The organism is Streptomyces sp. NPDC102441, assembly GCF_044765585.1.
Classification (GTDB): domain Bacteria; phylum Actinomycetota; class Actinomycetes; order Streptomycetales; family Streptomycetaceae; genus Streptomyces.
Genome location: NZ_JBIWKH010000001.1, coordinates 61,091 through 76,161, shown reverse-complemented (window position 1 = coordinate 76,161; position 15,071 = coordinate 61,091). Strand labels below are relative to the sequence as shown.

The window sequence follows — 15,071 nt, the reverse complement described above, 5'->3', positions numbered from 1 at the left end:
GAGGTTACGGGGACCCTGCCGCCCTGGCAGAATCGACCCCGGCCGTCTGTACGGGACGGCGCGTTCGAGCCGTTCACGCGGAGCGGCGCCATCGACTCCCGGAGGTCCGGCGGTCCCATGCCTCCCACCCTCGCCTCGCTCGTCCAGCACCCGGCGCTGAAACTCACCGTCCGGGCCGGCGCCGACCGGCTCGCCACGCCTGTGCGCTGGGCACACGCCAGCGAGCTGGCCGACCCGGTCCCGTACATGGACGGCGGCGAACTGCTCCTCGTCACCGCGACCAACCTCGACGCCCGGGACCCGGGGACGATGCGCCGGTACGTACAGCGGCTGGCCGGCGCGGGGATCGCGGGGATCGGCTTCGCGGTGGGTGTCACGTACGACGAGATCCCGCCGGCGCTCGTGGACGCCGCCGAGGACGCCGGGCTGCCGCTCCTGGAGGTTCCCCGGCGCACCCCGTTCCTCGCCATCAGCAAGGCGGTCTCCGCCGCGATCGCCGCGGACCAGTACCGCTCGGTCACCGCCGGCTTCGACGCCCAGCGCGAACTGACCCGGGCCGCGGTCACCGGGGACGGCCCCGCAGAACTCCTCACCCGCCTCGCCGCGCACATCGACGGATGGGCCGCGCTGTACGACTCCTCGGGCGCCGTCATCGCGGCCGCGCCCGACTGGGCCGCCCGCCGCGCCGCCCGGCTCACTCCCGAGGTCGAGCGGCTGAGGGACCGCCCCGCCCCGGCCAGCGCGGTCGTCGGCGACAGCGAGAGCGGCGACCGCGTGGAGCTCCAGTTCCTGGGTGCCGGCCGCCGGAACCGCGGCGCGCTGGCTGTCGGTACGGGGGCGGCGCTCGGCACGGCCGAGCGCTACGCGGTGCACTCCGCGGTCGCCCTGCTGACCCTGACCACGGCCCGCTCCCGAGCGCTCCAGGGAGCGGAGCAGCGCCTGGGCGCCGCGATCCTGCGCATGCTGCTGGCGGGGGAGTCCGACCACGCCCGGGCCGTCGCCGGGGATCTGTACGGCGGGCTGCTCGACGCCCCCTTCCGGCTCCTCATCGCGGAGTCGCCCGTACCCGCCGGGACGGAGCTCCTCGCCGAGACGATGGAGGCCGCCGCCTCCCGGTCCGGCGAGGCACTCCTGATGGTGCCCGAGGGCGAACGCCTCGTGGTGCTGGCCGTGGACGGCGGCGCGGCCGTCGGGGCCGGCGCGGCCCACGCCCGGGCCGCTGACGACCCGCCGGTGCGCGAACCGGTCGCCGACGACACCGATGTGGTCGTCGGCATGTCCGCGCCGTCCGGCCCGATCGCCGTCTCCGCCGCGTACAAGCAGGCCGAACAGGCCCTCTCGGTCGCCCGCCGCCGCGGCAGGACCATGGTCGAGCACGAGGAGCTCGCGGCCGGCTCCGTGCTGCCGCTCCTCGCCGACGACGCCGTACGGGCCTTCGCCGACGGGATGCTGCGGCCGCTGCAGGAACACGACGCGAAGGGCCGCGGCGATCTGGTCGCCTCCCTGCGCGCCTGGCTCTCCCGGCACGGCCAGTGGGACGCCGCCGCCGCCGACCTCGGCGTCCACCGCCACACCCTGCGCTACCGGATGCGCCGGGTGGAGGAGATCCTGGGCCGCTCGCTCGACGACGCGGACGTCCGGATGGAGCTGTGGCTGGCCCTCAAGACGACGGCCGCCTCCTCGGGGACGCAGTAACTCCGTCCGGCTACGACAAACCGGCGTACCGGCCCTCGGCTCCACTCCACGACGGACAAGCCTCATACGTGCCGGGTCGCCCTACGGTGGGGCCGACGGGTGCCCGCGAGGCGCCCGGCGATCGTCGTTCACCACCCCCGAAGGGCCGGAACCGCCATGACTTCCACCCACGCCTTCTGGCTGGCCGGCCGCCAGGCCACCGGCGAGGACAGCTTCGACGTCACCAACCCCTGGGACGGCCGTCTCGTCGGCACGGTCGCCGTGCCGACCGACGCCCAGGTCGAGGAGGCCGTCGCCGCCGCGCATGCCGTGCGCGAGGAGTTCGCCGCGACCCCGGCGCACGTACGGGCCGCCGCCCTCGACCACGTCGTACGCCGTCTCACCGAGCGCACCGAGGAGATCGCCCAGCTGATCTCCGCCGAGAACGGCAAGCCGGTCAAGTGGGCCCGCGGTGAGGTCGGCCGTGCCGTCTCCGTCTTCCGGTTCGCCGCCGAGGAGGCCCGCCGCTTCAACGGCGGCGACGCCCAGCGGCTGGACACGGACGCCGGCGGGACGGGCCGTCTGGGACTGACCCGGCGCTTCCCGCGCGGCGCCGTCCTCGGTATCGCGCCCTTCAACTTCCCGCTCAACCTGAGCGCCCACAAGGTCGCGCCGGCCATCGCAGTCGGTGCCCCGATCATCCTGAAGCCGGCGCCGGCCACCCCGATCTCGTCACTGATCCTGGGCGAGCTGCTGGCCGAGACCGACCTGCCGGCCGGGTCCTGGTCCGTGCTGACCGTGCCCAACGACAAGATGCCCGCCCTGGTCCAGGACGAGCGGCTCCCCGTGATCTCCTTCACCGGATCAGGACCGGTCGGCTACGCGATCATGGAGTCGGTGCCGCGCAAGCACTGCACCCTGGAACTCGGCGGCAACGGCGCGGCCGTCGTCCTCGGCGACTACTCCTCCGAGGAGGACCTGGACTGGGCCGCGACCCGCATCGCGACCTTCTCCAACTACCAGGGCGGCCAGTCCTGCATCTCGGTGCAGCGCGTCATCGCCGACGCCACCGTCTACGACCGGCTCGTCCCGAAGATCGTCGCGGCGGTCGAGGCCCTGGTGACCGGCGACCCCTCCGACGCGGCCACCGACGTCGGCCCACTGGTCAGCGAGGACGCCGCCCGCCGGGTCGAGTCCTGGGTCGACGAGGCGGTGACCGCGGGCGCCACGCTGCTGACCGGCGGCAAGCGCGACGGCGCCACGTACGCCCCGACGGTCCTCACCGACCTTCCGGACACCACGAAGATCGCCTGCGAGGAGGTCTTCGGCCCGGTCCTGTACGTCCGGAGGACCGAAGGCGAGGCCGAGGCCTTCGCCGCCGTCAACGCCTCGAAGTACGGACTGCAGGCCGGCGTCTTCACCCACGACCTGCAGACCGCCTTCCGTGCGCACCGCGCCCTGGAGGTGGGCGGCGTGATCATCGGCGACGTGCCCTCCTACCGCGCCGACCAGATGCCGTACGGCGGCGCCAAGCAGTCCGGAGTGGGCCGCGAAGGCGTGCGCTACGCCATGGAGGACTACACCTACGAGCGGGTGCTGGTGCTCACCGGCCTGGCCCTGTAGCCCGGACTGCCGCGACGGACCGGCCGGAGCCCACTGTGCGGGGGCTCCGGCCGTTTCTGCGTGCCTCCGGGGGCCCGCCGCACGGTGGTGGGGGTCGCGTGGATCGGGTAGATACGGACGAGTGGTACCTATCGGCACGCGTACGGCCCGACCCATATCCCGACTCGCGGCGAGGTGAGCTCCTCATGTCCGCCCCATCCGACATCCCCCAGGCCCCGAAAGTCACCGAGCGCGAAGCGCGGCAGGTGGCCGAGGCCGCCCGTGAACAGGACTGGCGCAAGCCGAGCTTCGCCAAGGAACTCTTCCTCGGACGCTTCCGGCTGGACCTGATCCACCCCCACCCCCTGCCGGCCCCGGACGACGTACGGCGCGGCGAGGCGTTCCTCGCCCGGCTGCGCGGCTTCTGCGAGACCCACGTCGACGGCGCCCTGATCGAGCGGGAGGCCAGGATCCCCGACGAGGTCATCAACGGCCTCAAGGAACTCGGCGCCCTCGGCATGAAGATCGAGACCAAGTACGGCGGTCTCGGACTGACCCAGGTCTACTACAACAAGGCGCTCGCGCTGGCTGGTTCGGCGAGCCCCGCGATCGGCGCGCTGCTCTCCGCCCACCAGTCGATCGGCGTACCGCAGCCGCTGAAGATGTTCGGCACGCAGGAGCAGAAGGACGCCTTCCTGCCCCGCCTCGCGCGGACCGACATCTCGGCCTTCCTCCTCACCGAACCCGACGTCGGCTCCGACCCGGCACGGCTCGCGACCACGGCCGTGCCCGACGGCGACGAGTACGTCCTGGACGGTGTGAAGCTCTGGACGACCAACGGTGTCGTCGCCGACCTGCTCGTCGTCATGGCCCGGGTTCCCGAGTCCGGGGGCCACAAGGGCGGCATCACCGCCTTCGTCGTCGAGGCGGGCTCCCCGGGCATCACCGTGGAGCACCGCAACGCGTTCATGGGCCTGCGAGGCATCGAGAACGGCGTCACCCGCTTCCACCAGGTCCGGGTCCCCGCGGCGAACCGGATCGGCCCCGAGGGCGCAGGCCTCAAGATCGCCCTCACCACGCTCAACACCGGCCGCCTCTCGCTGCCCGCCATGTGCGTCGGCGTCGGGAAGTGGTCCCTGAAGATCGCCCGTGAGTGGTCGGCGGTCCGCGAGCAGTGGGGCAGGCCCGTCGCCCGGCACGAGGCGGTGGGCGCGAAGATCTCCTTCATCGCCGCCACCACCTTCGCCCTCGAAGCGGTCGTGGACCTCTCCTCGCAGATGGCCGACGAGAGCCGCAACGACATCCGCATCGAGGCCGCGCTCGCCAAGCTGTACGGCTCCGAGATGGGCTGGCTGATCTCCGACGAGCTCGTCCAGATCCGTGGCGGACGCGGGTTCGAGACCGCCGCCTCGCTCGCGGCCCGCGGCGAACGCGCCGTCCCCGCCGAGCAGATGCTCCGCGACATGCGGATCAACAGGATCTTCGAGGGCTCCACGGAGATCATGCACCTGCTGATCGCCCGCGAGGCCGTCGACGCCCACCTCAAGGTCGCCGGCGACATCATCGACCCCGACAAGCCGCTCTCGGACAAGGCGAAGGCGGGCGCCAACGCCGCGGGGTTCTACGCCCGCTGGCTCCCCAAGCTGGTCAGCGGACCCGGTCAGCTGCCCAACGCCTACGGTGACTTCCGGGTTCCCGGGCACCCCGACCTCTCCGCACACCTGCGGTACGTCGAGCGCTCGTCCCGGAAGCTGGCCCGCTCCACCTTCTACGCGATGTCCCGCTGGCAGGGCCGCATGGAGACCAAGCAGGGCTTCCTCGGCCGGATCGTCGACATCGGCGCGGAACTCTTCGCGATGAGCGCCGCCTGCGTCCGCGCCGAGCACCTGCGGGCCGACGACGACCACGGCCGCGAGGCGTACCAGCTCGCCGACGTGTTCTGCCGGCAGGCCCGTCTCCGGGTGGAGGAGCTCTTCAACCGGCTGTGGTCCAACACCGACGACATCGACAAGCGTGTCGTCGACGGAGTCCTCTCCGGCACCTACACCTGGCTGGAGGAGGGGGTCATCGACCCCAGCGGAGACGGCCCCTGGATCGCCGACGCCACCCCCGGCCCGGCCACCGGGGAGAACGTCCACCGTCCCATCCGCTGAACCCGGGCCCCCGCGGGGCGCGTCCACTGCCTGGACGTGCCCCGCAGGCACGTCCGCCACAGGGCAAAATGGACGCCCGTGACCGTCATCGACATCCCCGGCTCCAAGTCCGTCACCGCCCGCGCCCTGTTCCTGGCCGCCGCCGCGGACGGAACCACCACCCTCCTGCGCCCCCTGCACTCGGACGACACCGAGGGGTTCACCGAGGGACTGACCCGTCTCGGGTACGGGGTCACCCGCGAGCCGGACCGATGGCACATCGAGGGACGCCCGTCGGGACCCGTGGCGGACGCCGACGTCCACTGCCGTGACGGCGCCACCACCGCGCGCTTCCTGCCGACACTCGCCGCGGCCGCGGCCTCGGGAACGTACCGCTTCGACGCCTCCGCGCAGATGCGCCGCCGCCCCCTCGCGCCCCTCACCCAGGCACTCCGCACCCTCGGCGTCGACCTGCGTCACGAGGACGCGGAGGGCCACCACCCGCTCACCATCGAGGCAGCGGGAGTCAAGGGCGGCGAACTGACCCTCGACGCGGGGGAGTCGTCCCAGTACCTCACCGCCCTGCTCATGCTCGGCCCGCTCACCGCCGAAGGTCTCCGGATCGACGTCACGGAGCTCGTCTCGGCGCCGTACATCGAGATCACCCTCGCGATGATGCGCAGCTTCGGTGTCGAGGTCGTCCGTGAGGGGAACACGTTCACCGTGCCTCCCGGCGGCTACCGCGCCACCACGTACGCCGTCGAGCCCGACGCGTCCACGGCCTCGTACTTCTTCGCCGCGGCGGCCCTCACCGGCCGCGAGGTCACCGTCCCCGGCCTCGGAACCGGCGCGCTCCAGGGCGACCTGCGCTTCACCGAGGTGCTGCGCCGCATGGGCGCCGAGGTCAGCACCACCGCCGGGGCCACGACCGTACGGTCCTCCGGGCGGCTCTCCGGTCTGACGGTCAACATGCGTGACATCTCGGACACGATGCCGACCCTCGCCGCGATCGCGCCGTTCGCCACCTCGCCGGTGCGGATCGAGGACGTCGCCAACACCCGGGTGAAGGAGTGCGACCGGCTGGAGGCCTGCGCGGAGAACCTGCGGACCATGGGAATCACCGTGCACACCGGACCCGACTGGATCGAGATCCACCCCGGCACCCCGCGCCCCGCCGAGATCGTCACCCACGGCGACCACCGCATCGTGATGTCGTTCGCCGTCGCCGGACTGCGCACCCCCGGCATGACCTACGACGACCCCGGCTGCGTACGGAAGACGTTCCCCGGCTTCCACGAGGAGTTCGCGGAGTTCGTCGCGAGGACCGCGCGCCCGTAAAGAGCAGGCGCCCCTGCGCGGGGCGCACTACGGTCGCCCGCATGATGCCCCGGAACGATGTCCTGTCCGTCCTCGCCCTGCTGCGCGAAGCCGGCACCGACGTGGTGATCGCCGGAGGATGGGGCGTCGACGCCCTGCTCGGCGAGGAGACCCGCGAGCACCGCGATCTCGACCTCCTGCACCGCCGTGAGCAGGAGGCCGCCGTGGTGGCCGCCCTGGAGTCCGCCGGATACGCCGAGACGCTGGACTGGCGCCCCGCCCGGTTCGTCCTCAGCCATCCGTCCGGGCTCGAAATCGACCTGCACCCGCTGGAGTTCGCCGCCGACGGGTCCGCCCTCCAGTCCTCGCTCGACCCCGGGGAGCCCTTCCGCTACCCGGCCGCCTGCTTCGTCACGGGCACCATCGGGACGACCACCGTGCGCTGTCTCTCCGTCGAGCAGCAGGCGCTGTTCCACCAGGGCTACGAACCCGCCGAGCGCGATGTGGCGTACATGCGGCGGCTGGGGGAGAAGTTCGGCATCGACACGTCGCTCTGACCTCCCGATGCCGCACAATCGAGCCTCGGCCGCGATCGGTACACGGATCCCGGCGCGTCAACGGGAGACAGGGGCAGGGATGTTCGGGGTGTACGGGGCGGGCGGCCGGCGGGATGCGCGGTGGTGACCCTCATGGGTCTCGCCGGATGCGGTGGCGGGAACGACGACAACGGCAAGGGCGAGGCCGGGAAGGGCCCAGCCCCCTCACCGTCCTGCGCTCCGGCTCCACCACGCTCGCCTTCCGCGGCGAGATCCTGGGCACCCAGGACATCGGAGGGATTCCGGCGGACGTCATGGCCGCCCAGTAAAAGAAATTCCGTGCCGCGCGGGCCTGAGGCGCGCGCCGACAGGGGCGTGCTGTCACGGCACACAGCGGATGCGGCAACAATGGGGGCCATGAGCGACAGCCCCGCACCCCTCGCCGATCCGCATCTCGTCTTCGACGCGGCGGAAGGCCGCCGGGATCTGGTGATCCTCGGCTCCACCGGGTCCATCGGCACACAGGCCATCGACCTGGTCCTGCGCAACCCCCGCCGCTTCCGCGTCACCGCGCTCTCCGCCGCGGGCGGCAGGGTCCAGCTCCTCGCCGAGCAGGCGCGGCAGCTGCGCGTTCAGACGGTCGCGGTGGCCGACGGGGAAAAGGCGCCCGCGCTCCGCGAGGCGCTGGGCGAGGCCTACGGGGCGGGGGAACCGCTCCCCGAGATCCTGGCCGGCCCCGACGCCGCAACGGAGCTCGCGGCGAGCGACTGCCACACCGTGCTGAACGGCATCACCGGGTCGATCGGCCTCGCCCCCACGCTCGCCGCGCTGAAGGCGGGCCGCACGCTCGCCCTGGCCAACAAGGAGTCGCTGATCGTCGGCGGCCCGCTGGTGAAGGCGCTCGCGGCCCCCGGCCAGATCATCCCGGTCGACTCCGAGCACGCCGCGCTCTTCCAGGCGCTCGCCGCGGGGAAGCGCGCCGACGTCCGCAAGCTCGTGGTGACCGCGTCCGGCGGCCCGTTCCGCGGGCGTACGCGCGACGAGCTGGCCGGCGTCACGCGGGAGCAGGCCCTGGCGCACCCGACCTGGGCCATGGGCCCGGTCATCACGGTCAACTCCGCGACCCTGGTCAACAAGGGGCTGGAAGTCATCGAGGCACATCTGCTCTACGACATCCCGTTCGACCGGATCGAGGTCGTGGTCCACCCCCAGTCGTACGTTCACTCGATGGTGGAGTTCAGCGACGGCTCGACCCTCGCGCAGGCGACCCCGCCCGACATGCGGGGTCCCATCGCCATCGGTCTCGGCTGGCCCGAGCGGGTCCCGGACGCGGCCCCCGCCTTCGACTGGACGAAGGCCTCCAGCTGGGAGTTCTTCCCGCTCGACACCGAGGCGTTCCCGTCCGTCGGGCTCGCCCGGCACGTCGGCACCCTGGGAGGCACGGCGCCCGCGGTGTTCAACGCGGCCAACGAGGAGTGCGTGGACGCATTCCTGGCGGGACGGCTGCCCTTCAACGGCATCATGGATACGGTCACGGCGGTGGTGGCCGAACACGGCACCCCCGGTTCGGGAACTTCGCTGACGGTCGCGGACGTCCTCGATGCGGAGACCTGGGCCCGGTCCAGGGCCCGCGAACTCTCGGTGGCAGCGACAGCGGAGGCGCACGCATGAACTTGACGACGATCCTGATGACGATCCTCGGTATCGCCGTCTTCGCGGTGGGCCTGCTGTTCTCGATCGCCTGGCACGAGCTGGGTCACCTGTCGACGGCCAAACTCTTCGGCATCAGGGTGCCGCAGTACATGGTCGGCTTCGGGCCGACCGTCTGGTCGCGCAAGAAGGGCGACACCGAGTACGGCATCAAGGCCATCCCCGCGGGCGGCTACATCCGCATGATCGGCATGTTCCCGCCGGGGCCCGACGGCCGGATCGAGGCCCGCTCCACCTCGCCCTGGCGCGGCATGATCGAGGACGCCAGGTCCGCCGCCTTCGAAGAGCTCGAGCCGGGCGACGAGAAGCGGCTCTTCTACACGCGCAAGCCGTGGAAGCGCGTGATCGTGATGTTCGCCGGGCCCTTCATGAACCTGGTCCTGGCCGTCGCGATCTTCATGGGCGTGGCCATGACCTTCGGCTTCCAGACCCAGACCACCGAGGTCGCCGGTGTCCAGAAGTGCACGATCGCGCAGAGTGAGAAGCGCGACACGTGCGAGGCGTCCGACCCCGTCTCCCCGGCCAAGGCCGCCGGCCTGCAGGAGGGCGACACGATCGTCGCCTTCAACGGCAAGAAGATCGACGACTGGGCCACGCTCTCGGACGACATCCGGAAGACCATCGGTCCCGCCACCATCACCGTGCGGCGAGACGGCCAGGAACAGACCCTGAACGCCGTGCTGAAGAAGAACGCCGTCGCCCAGAAGGACGGTGACGGCGAGGTCGTACCAGGCAAGTTCGTCGACGCCGGTTACCTCGGCTTCGCCGCCAAGACCGAGATCCTGCCGCTCTCCTTCGGCGACTCGGTCGTCCGCATGGGCGACATGATCGAGAACGGCGTCGACTCGATCATCGCCCTGCCCTCCAAGATCCCCGACCTGTGGAACGCGGCGTTCAGCGACGGCGAGCGTGCCGACGACTCACCGGTCGGCGTCGTCGGTGCGGCCAGGATCGGGGGTGAGGTGATGAACCTCGACATCCCGGCCCAGAACCAGATCGCGATGATGCTGTTCCTGCTGGCAGGCTTCAACCTCTCGCTGTTCCTGTTCAACATGCTGCCCCTGCTCCCACTGGACGGCGGCCACATCGCCGGTGCCCTCTGGGAAGCCCTGCGCCGCAATGTGGCCAAGGTCTTCAAGCGGCCCGACCCCGGCCCGTTCGACGTGGCGAAGCTCATGCCCGTCGCCTACGTGGTCGCCGGGATCTTCATCTGCTTCACGCTGCTGGTGCTGGTCGCCGACATCGTGAACCCCGTGAAGATCACCTGATGTCCCACCTGTCCCATGGGTGGCGGCCGGTCACACAGGTGGTGTCCGGCCGCCCACCATCGGGCGGTTTGACGGCACGGGTGCGCTCCGTTCGCCTCCGGTGCCGTAACCTCGGAGCCTGGAGCCCGCCGTTCTCGGGACCTCGATCCACACTGATCCACACCTTGGGGATGCTCAGCGCATGACTGCGATTTCTCTCGGAATGCCGGACGTTCCGACCAAGCTCGCCGACCGACGGGTCAGCCGCCAGATCCAGGTCGGCACGGTCGCGGTCGGCGGGGACGCACCCGTGTCGGTGCAGTCCATGACGACCACGCGCACGTCGGACATCGGTGCGACGCTCCAGCAGATCGCGGAGCTGACGGCGTCGGGCTGCCAGATCGTGCGGGTGGCGTGTCCCACACAGGACGACGCGGACGCGCTGGCGACGATCGCGAGGAAGTCGCAGATCCCGGTGATCGCGGACATCCACTTCCAGCCGAAGTACGTGTTCGCGGCGATCGACGCGGGCTGCGCGGCGGTCCGGGTGAACCCGGGCAACATCAAGCAGTTCGACGACAAGGTCAAGGAGATCGCGAAGGCGGCGGGGGATGCGGGGACCCCGATCCGTATCGGTGTCAACGCCGGTTCGCTGGACGCGCGGCTCCTGAAGAAGTACGGCAAGGCGACGCCCGAGGCGCTCGTGGAGTCGGCGCTGTGGGAGGCGTCGCTGTTCGAGGAGCACGGCTTCCGGGACATCAAGATCTCGGTGAAGCACAACGACCCGGTCGTGATGGTGAACGCCTACCGTCAGCTGGCCGCGCAGTCGGACTATCCGCTGCACCTGGGTGTGACCGAGGCCGGCCCGGCGTTCCAGGGCACGATCAAGTCCGCGGTGGCGTTCGGCGCGCTGCTCTCGGAGGGGATCGGGGACACGATCCGGGTCTCGCTGTCGGCTCCGCCGGCCGAGGAGGTCAAGGTCGGCCTCCAGATCCTGGAGGCGCTGAATCTGAAGCAGCGGCGTCTGGAGATCGTGTCGTGCCCGTCGTGCGGGCGTGCGCAGGTGGATGTGTACAAGCTCGCGGACCAGGTCAGTGCGGGTCTGGAGGGCATGGAGGTCCCGCTGCGGGTCGCGGTGATGGGCTGTGTCGTGAACGGTCCGGGTGAGGCGCGTGAGGCCGACCTGGGTGTGGCGTCCGGCAACGGCAAGGGCCAGATCTTCGTGAAGGGCGAGGTCATCAAGACCGTCCCGGAGTCGAAGATCGTGGAGACCCTCATCGAGGAAGCCATGAAGATCGCGGAGCAGATGGAGAAGGACGGTATCGCCTCGGGCGAACCCCAGGTCTCCATCGCCGGCTGACCCCTCTCCGTCCCGCTGTGCCCCGCAGGCCGTGTCCTGCGGGGCACAGCCGCGTTTCCCGCCCCTCGGCCTTCCCCGTCCGGGGCGGCACCCCCCAGCCTTGTTGGGTACAGTGCGGACATCAGTAGACCGTTTGGTGAGGCCCCAGTGTTGACGCAGACCACTACCCGGGTCCTCGACCCCGGCGAGCTCCCAGCCGCACTCGCCATCCTTGAGAGCGCCCCCGTCGAGAACGCGTTCGTCACCTCCCGCGTCCAGGTCGCCGGGCTCGATCCCTGGCGTCTCGGCGGCGAGATGTGGGGCTGGTACGCCGACGGCCGACTGCGCTCGCTCTGCTACTCCGGCGCCAACCTCGTGCCCATCTGCGCCACCCCCGAGGCCGTCAGGGCCTTCGCCGACCGTGCCCGGCGGGCCGGCCGCCGGTGTTCCTCGATCGTCGGCCCCGCCGGCCCCACGGCCCAGCTGTGGCGCCTCCTCGAACCGAGCTGGGGCCCCGCCCGTGAGGTCCGGCCCAACCAGCCGCTCATGGTGACCGACCGCCCCTCGGCCGAGGTGACACCCGACCCGCTCGTGCGCAGGGTCCACAAGGAGGAGATGGACATCCTCATGCCGGCCTGCGTGGCCATGTTCACCGAGGAGGTCGGCATCTCCCCGCTCGCCGGCGACGGCGGGCTCCTCTACCAGGCGCGGGTCGCCGAACTGGTCACCACCCGCCGCTCCTTCGCCCGCATAGAGGACGGCAAGGTCCTCTTCAAGGCCGAGATCGGCGCGGCGACCCCCCGCGCCTGCCAGATCCAGGGCGTCTGGGTCGCCCCCGAAGCCCGCGGCAGGGGACTCTCCGAGACGGGCATGGCGGCCGTCCTGCGCTACGCGCTCAGCGATGTGGCCCCCGTGGTCAGCCTGTACGTGAACGACTACAACACCGCCGCACGCAGGGCCTACAGCCGTGTCGGCTTCCGCGAGACGGGCGCCTTCATGAGCGTGCTGTTCTGACCGGACGGCACGGCCAGTAGGGTTCCCGCATGGCAGCAGCAATCCCCACGTCCCCCCAGGGCTCCGGGACCCCCGACACCGTGGTCGGACCGCTCGACCTCGCCGACCGCGTCGACGAGGCACTGGCCGTACAGGCCCTCGCCTTCGGCCTCACCCAGGACGAGATCGACGTACGCCGCCACATCGTGCTGCGGCACCTCGACCACCCGCAGGCGCGCGCCCTCGGCGCCACCGCCGCCGACGGACGGCTCGTCGGGTTCGTCTACGGGCTGCCGAACAACCGGACGCACTGGTGGTCCACCGTCGTCGAACCGTATCTGCGCGTCACCGGATCCGAGGGCTGGCTCGACGACTCGTTCGTGATCACCGAACTCCACGTCCACCCCGAGTTCCAGCAGCGCGGCATCGGACGCAGCCTGATCACCACCATCACGGACGCGGTCGACCTGCCCCGGTCCATCCTGTCCGCGATCGACACCGAGAGCCCCGCCCGCGGCCTCTACCGCGCCCTGGGCTACCAGGACCTGGCCCGCCAGGTGCTCTTCCCCAGCGCGCCCAAGCCGTACGCGGTGATGGGCGCACCCCTTCCGCTGCTCCGCGGCTGAGGAATGGATTTCCGCCCGCGCGGGGCCCCCGGCTAACCTCGGGCTCACCACCCTTCCGAGCAGGAGTTCATCATGGCCCAGGTCCAGCGCATGTCCCGATTGATGATCAAGACACTGCGCGACGACCCGGCGGACGCCGAGACGCTCAACCACAAGCTCCTCGTCCGAGCCGGTTACGTTCGCCGCACCTCGGCCGGCATCTGGTCCTGGCTGCCGCTCGGCAAGAAGGTCCTGGAGAACGTGATCCGCGTCGTCCGCGAGGAGATGGACGCCATCGGCGGCCAGGAGGTCCTGCTCCCCGCGCTCCTGCCCAAGGAGGCGTACGAGGCGAGCGGCCGGTACGACGAGTACGGCGACCTGCTGTTCAGGCTCCAGGACCGCAAGGGTGCCGACTACCTCCTCGGCCCCACCCACGAGGAGATCTTCACCCAGGTCGTCAAGGACATGTGCTCGTCCTACAAGGACCTGCCCGTGATCCTCTATCAGATCCAGACGAAGTACCGCGACGAGGCCCGTCCCCGCGCCGGTGTGCTGCGTGGCCGTGAGTTCCAGATGAAGGACTCGTACTCCTTCGACACCACCGACGAGGGCCTGGCCGAGGCATACCAGCTGCACCGCGCCGCGTACATCCGGATCTTCGAGCGCCTCGGCCTCGACCACCGCATCGTCTCCGCCGTCTCCGGTGCCATGGGCGGCTCCGCCTCCGAGGAGTTCCTCGCCCCCGCGCCCGCCGGTGAGGACACCTTCGTCGACTGTCCGAACTGCGACTACGCCGCCAACACCGAGGCCGTGACCTTCAAGGCCACCGCAGCCGATCCCTCGGCGACCGGACCGGTCGAGGAGCTGGACACCCCCGACACCCCGACCATCGAGACCCTCGCCGCCCACCTCGGCGTCCAGGCCTCCGCCACCCTGAAGAACCTCCTGGTCAAGGTCGACGGCGAGATCGTGGCCGTGGGTGTGCCCGGCGACCGCGAGGTCGACCTCGGCAAGCTCGGTGAGCACCTCACCCCCGCCGTCGTCGAGCTCGTCACCGCCGAGGACTTCGTGGGCCGCCCCGACCTGGTACGCGGCTACGTCGGCCCGCAGGGCCTGGAGAAGATCCGCTACATCGCCGACCCCCGCGTCGCCGCCGGGACCGCCTGGATCACGGGCGCCAACAAGGAGGGCAAGCACGCGAGGAACGTCGTCGCGGGCCGCGACTTCGAGGTCGACGACCACCTCGACGTCGTCGTCGTCGAGGCGGGCGACCCCTGCCCCAACTGCGGCACCGGCCTCCAGGTGGACCGCGCCATCGAGATCGGCCACATCTTCCAGCTCGGCCGCAAGTACGCCGACATCTTCTCCCTCGACGTCCTCGGCCGGCAGGGCAAGCCGGTCCGCGTCACGATGGGCTCGTACGGCATCGGCGTCTCCCGCGCGGTGGCCGCGCTCGCCGAGCAGACCGCCGACGACAAGGGCCTGTGCTGGCCCCGCGAGATCGCCCCGGCCGATGTGCACGTCGTCGCGGCCGGCAAGGCGCTCCAGACCGAGCTGGCCCTCGACGTCTCCGAGAAGCTGAACGCCGCCGGCCTGCGCGTCCTGGTCGACGACCGTCCCGGCGTCTCGCCCGGCGTGAAGTTCACCGACTCCGAGCTCATCGGCGTCCCGAAGATCCTTGTCGCCGGCCGCCGTTCGGCCGAGGGTGTCCTGGAGCTGAAGGACCGCCGCACGGGCGAGCGCGAGGAGCTCACCGTCGACGAGGCGATCGCCCGCCTGACCGACCAGGGCTGATCCGCCGGACAGCGGAGGGGGCCCCCCCCCCGGGGGGGGGGCCCCCCCGGGGGGGGGCGGGCGCCCCACCGTCACCGCCCGCGGGCCACACCCCCCGGGCAGGGGCCGCCGGCAGCCCCCCC

General features: G+C 71.4%; 12 protein-coding genes. All 12 read left to right on the top strand.

Features of this window, described 5'->3' with window-relative positions; all coding sequences use genetic code 11:
• Window positions 1-117 precede the first annotated feature (117 nt).
• The 12 genes from ACIREO_RS00320 (at window position 118) to ACIREO_RS00265 (ending at window position 14,949) form a co-directional block, all read left to right on the top strand.
• A complete protein-coding gene (locus ACIREO_RS00320; RefSeq protein ID WP_404102891.1) occupies window positions 118-1,695 on the top strand; it encodes a PucR family transcriptional regulator in 1,578 nt (525 codons plus the stop codon).
• 156 nt (window positions 1,696-1,851) lie between these two features.
• Window positions 1,852-3,297, top strand: coding sequence for an aldehyde dehydrogenase family protein (locus ACIREO_RS00315; RefSeq protein ID WP_404102888.1), 1,446 nt, complete (start codon window positions 1,852-1,854; stop codon window positions 3,295-3,297).
• Between the two features lie 185 nt (window positions 3,298-3,482).
• A complete protein-coding gene (locus ACIREO_RS00310) occupies window positions 3,483-5,429 on the top strand; it encodes an acyl-CoA dehydrogenase family protein (RefSeq protein WP_404102885.1) in 1,947 nt (648 codons plus the stop codon).
• A gap of 78 nt (window positions 5,430-5,507) precedes the next feature.
• Window positions 5,508-6,746 carry a 3-phosphoshikimate 1-carboxyvinyltransferase gene (aroA, locus tag ACIREO_RS00305; RefSeq protein ID WP_404102882.1) on the top strand — a complete coding sequence of 413 codons (1,239 nt, stop codon included), beginning with the start codon at window positions 5,508-5,510 and terminating at the stop codon, window positions 6,744-6,746.
• A 41-nt stretch (window positions 6,747-6,787) separates the two neighbouring features.
• Window positions 6,788-7,282: a nucleotidyltransferase domain-containing protein gene (locus ACIREO_RS00300; protein ID WP_404102879.1), complete on the top strand. Its 495-nt coding sequence runs from the start codon at window positions 6,788-6,790 to the stop codon at window positions 7,280-7,282.
• 146 nt (window positions 7,283-7,428) lie between these two features.
• On the top strand, window positions 7,429-7,590 hold the full coding sequence (locus ACIREO_RS00295) for a hypothetical protein (RefSeq protein WP_404102876.1): 162 nt from the start codon (window positions 7,429-7,431) through the stop codon (window positions 7,588-7,590).
• A gap of 88 nt (window positions 7,591-7,678) precedes the next feature.
• Complete coding sequence (gene dxr / locus ACIREO_RS00290; RefSeq protein WP_404102874.1) at window positions 7,679-8,932, top strand: 1-deoxy-D-xylulose-5-phosphate reductoisomerase; 1,254 nt, start codon at window positions 7,679-7,681, stop codon at window positions 8,930-8,932.
• Window positions 8,929-10,239 (top strand): M50 family metallopeptidase, encoded by a 1,311-nt coding sequence (locus tag ACIREO_RS00285; protein WP_404102871.1) that lies wholly within the window; start codon window positions 8,929-8,931, stop codon window positions 10,237-10,239. The genes dxr and ACIREO_RS00285 overlap by 4 nt, the downstream gene beginning before the upstream one ends.
• A 181-nt stretch (window positions 10,240-10,420) precedes the next feature.
• Window positions 10,421-11,578, top strand: coding sequence for a flavodoxin-dependent (E)-4-hydroxy-3-methylbut-2-enyl-diphosphate synthase (gene ispG / locus ACIREO_RS00280; RefSeq protein ID WP_404102869.1), 1,158 nt, complete (start codon window positions 10,421-10,423; stop codon window positions 11,576-11,578).
• A 147-nt stretch (window positions 11,579-11,725) separates the two neighbouring features.
• On the top strand, window positions 11,726-12,571 hold the full coding sequence (locus ACIREO_RS00275) for a GNAT family N-acetyltransferase (RefSeq protein WP_404102866.1): 846 nt from the start codon (window positions 11,726-11,728) through the stop codon (window positions 12,569-12,571).
• 29 nt (window positions 12,572-12,600) lie between these two features.
• The gene (locus ACIREO_RS00270; protein ID WP_404102863.1) at window positions 12,601-13,176 is read left to right on the top strand and encodes a GNAT family N-acetyltransferase; all 576 of its coding nucleotides are present in this window, start codon (window positions 12,601-12,603) and stop codon (window positions 13,174-13,176) included.
• Window positions 13,177-13,248: 72 nt separating this feature from the next.
• Window positions 13,249-14,949 (top strand): proline--tRNA ligase, encoded by a 1,701-nt coding sequence (locus ACIREO_RS00265; protein WP_404102860.1) that lies wholly within the window; start codon window positions 13,249-13,251, stop codon window positions 14,947-14,949.
• The last annotated feature ends 122 nt before the right edge of the window (window positions 14,950-15,071 follow it).

Excerpts from the sequence above, each read along its gene's own strand:
- ACIREO_RS00300 (WP_404102879.1), top strand. The coding sequence starts at position 6,788 with ATGATGCCCCGGAACGATGTCCTGTCCGTCCTCGCCCTGCTGCGCGAA.
- ACIREO_RS00295 (WP_404102876.1), top strand. The coding sequence starts at position 7,429 with ATGCGGTGGCGGGAACGACGACAACGGCAAGGGCGAGGCCGGGAAGGG.
- ACIREO_RS00265 (WP_404102860.1), top strand. The coding sequence starts at position 13,249 with ATGGCCCAGGTCCAGCGCATGTCCCGATTGATGATCAAGACACTGCGC.
- dxr (WP_404102874.1), top strand. The coding sequence starts at position 7,679 with ATGAGCGACAGCCCCGCACCCCTCGCCGATCCGCATCTCGTCTTCGAC.
- ACIREO_RS00320 (WP_404102891.1), top strand. The coding sequence starts at position 118 with ATGCCTCCCACCCTCGCCTCGCTCGTCCAGCACCCGGCGCTGAAACTC.
- ACIREO_RS00270 (WP_404102863.1), top strand. The coding sequence starts at position 12,601 with ATGGCAGCAGCAATCCCCACGTCCCCCCAGGGCTCCGGGACCCCCGAC.
- ispG (WP_404102869.1), top strand. The coding sequence starts at position 10,421 with ATGACTGCGATTTCTCTCGGAATGCCGGACGTTCCGACCAAGCTCGCC.
- ACIREO_RS00285 (WP_404102871.1), top strand. The coding sequence starts at position 8,929 with ATGAACTTGACGACGATCCTGATGACGATCCTCGGTATCGCCGTCTTC.
- ACIREO_RS00315 (WP_404102888.1), top strand. The coding sequence starts at position 1,852 with ATGACTTCCACCCACGCCTTCTGGCTGGCCGGCCGCCAGGCCACCGGC.
- ACIREO_RS00310 (WP_404102885.1), top strand. The coding sequence starts at position 3,483 with ATGTCCGCCCCATCCGACATCCCCCAGGCCCCGAAAGTCACCGAGCGC.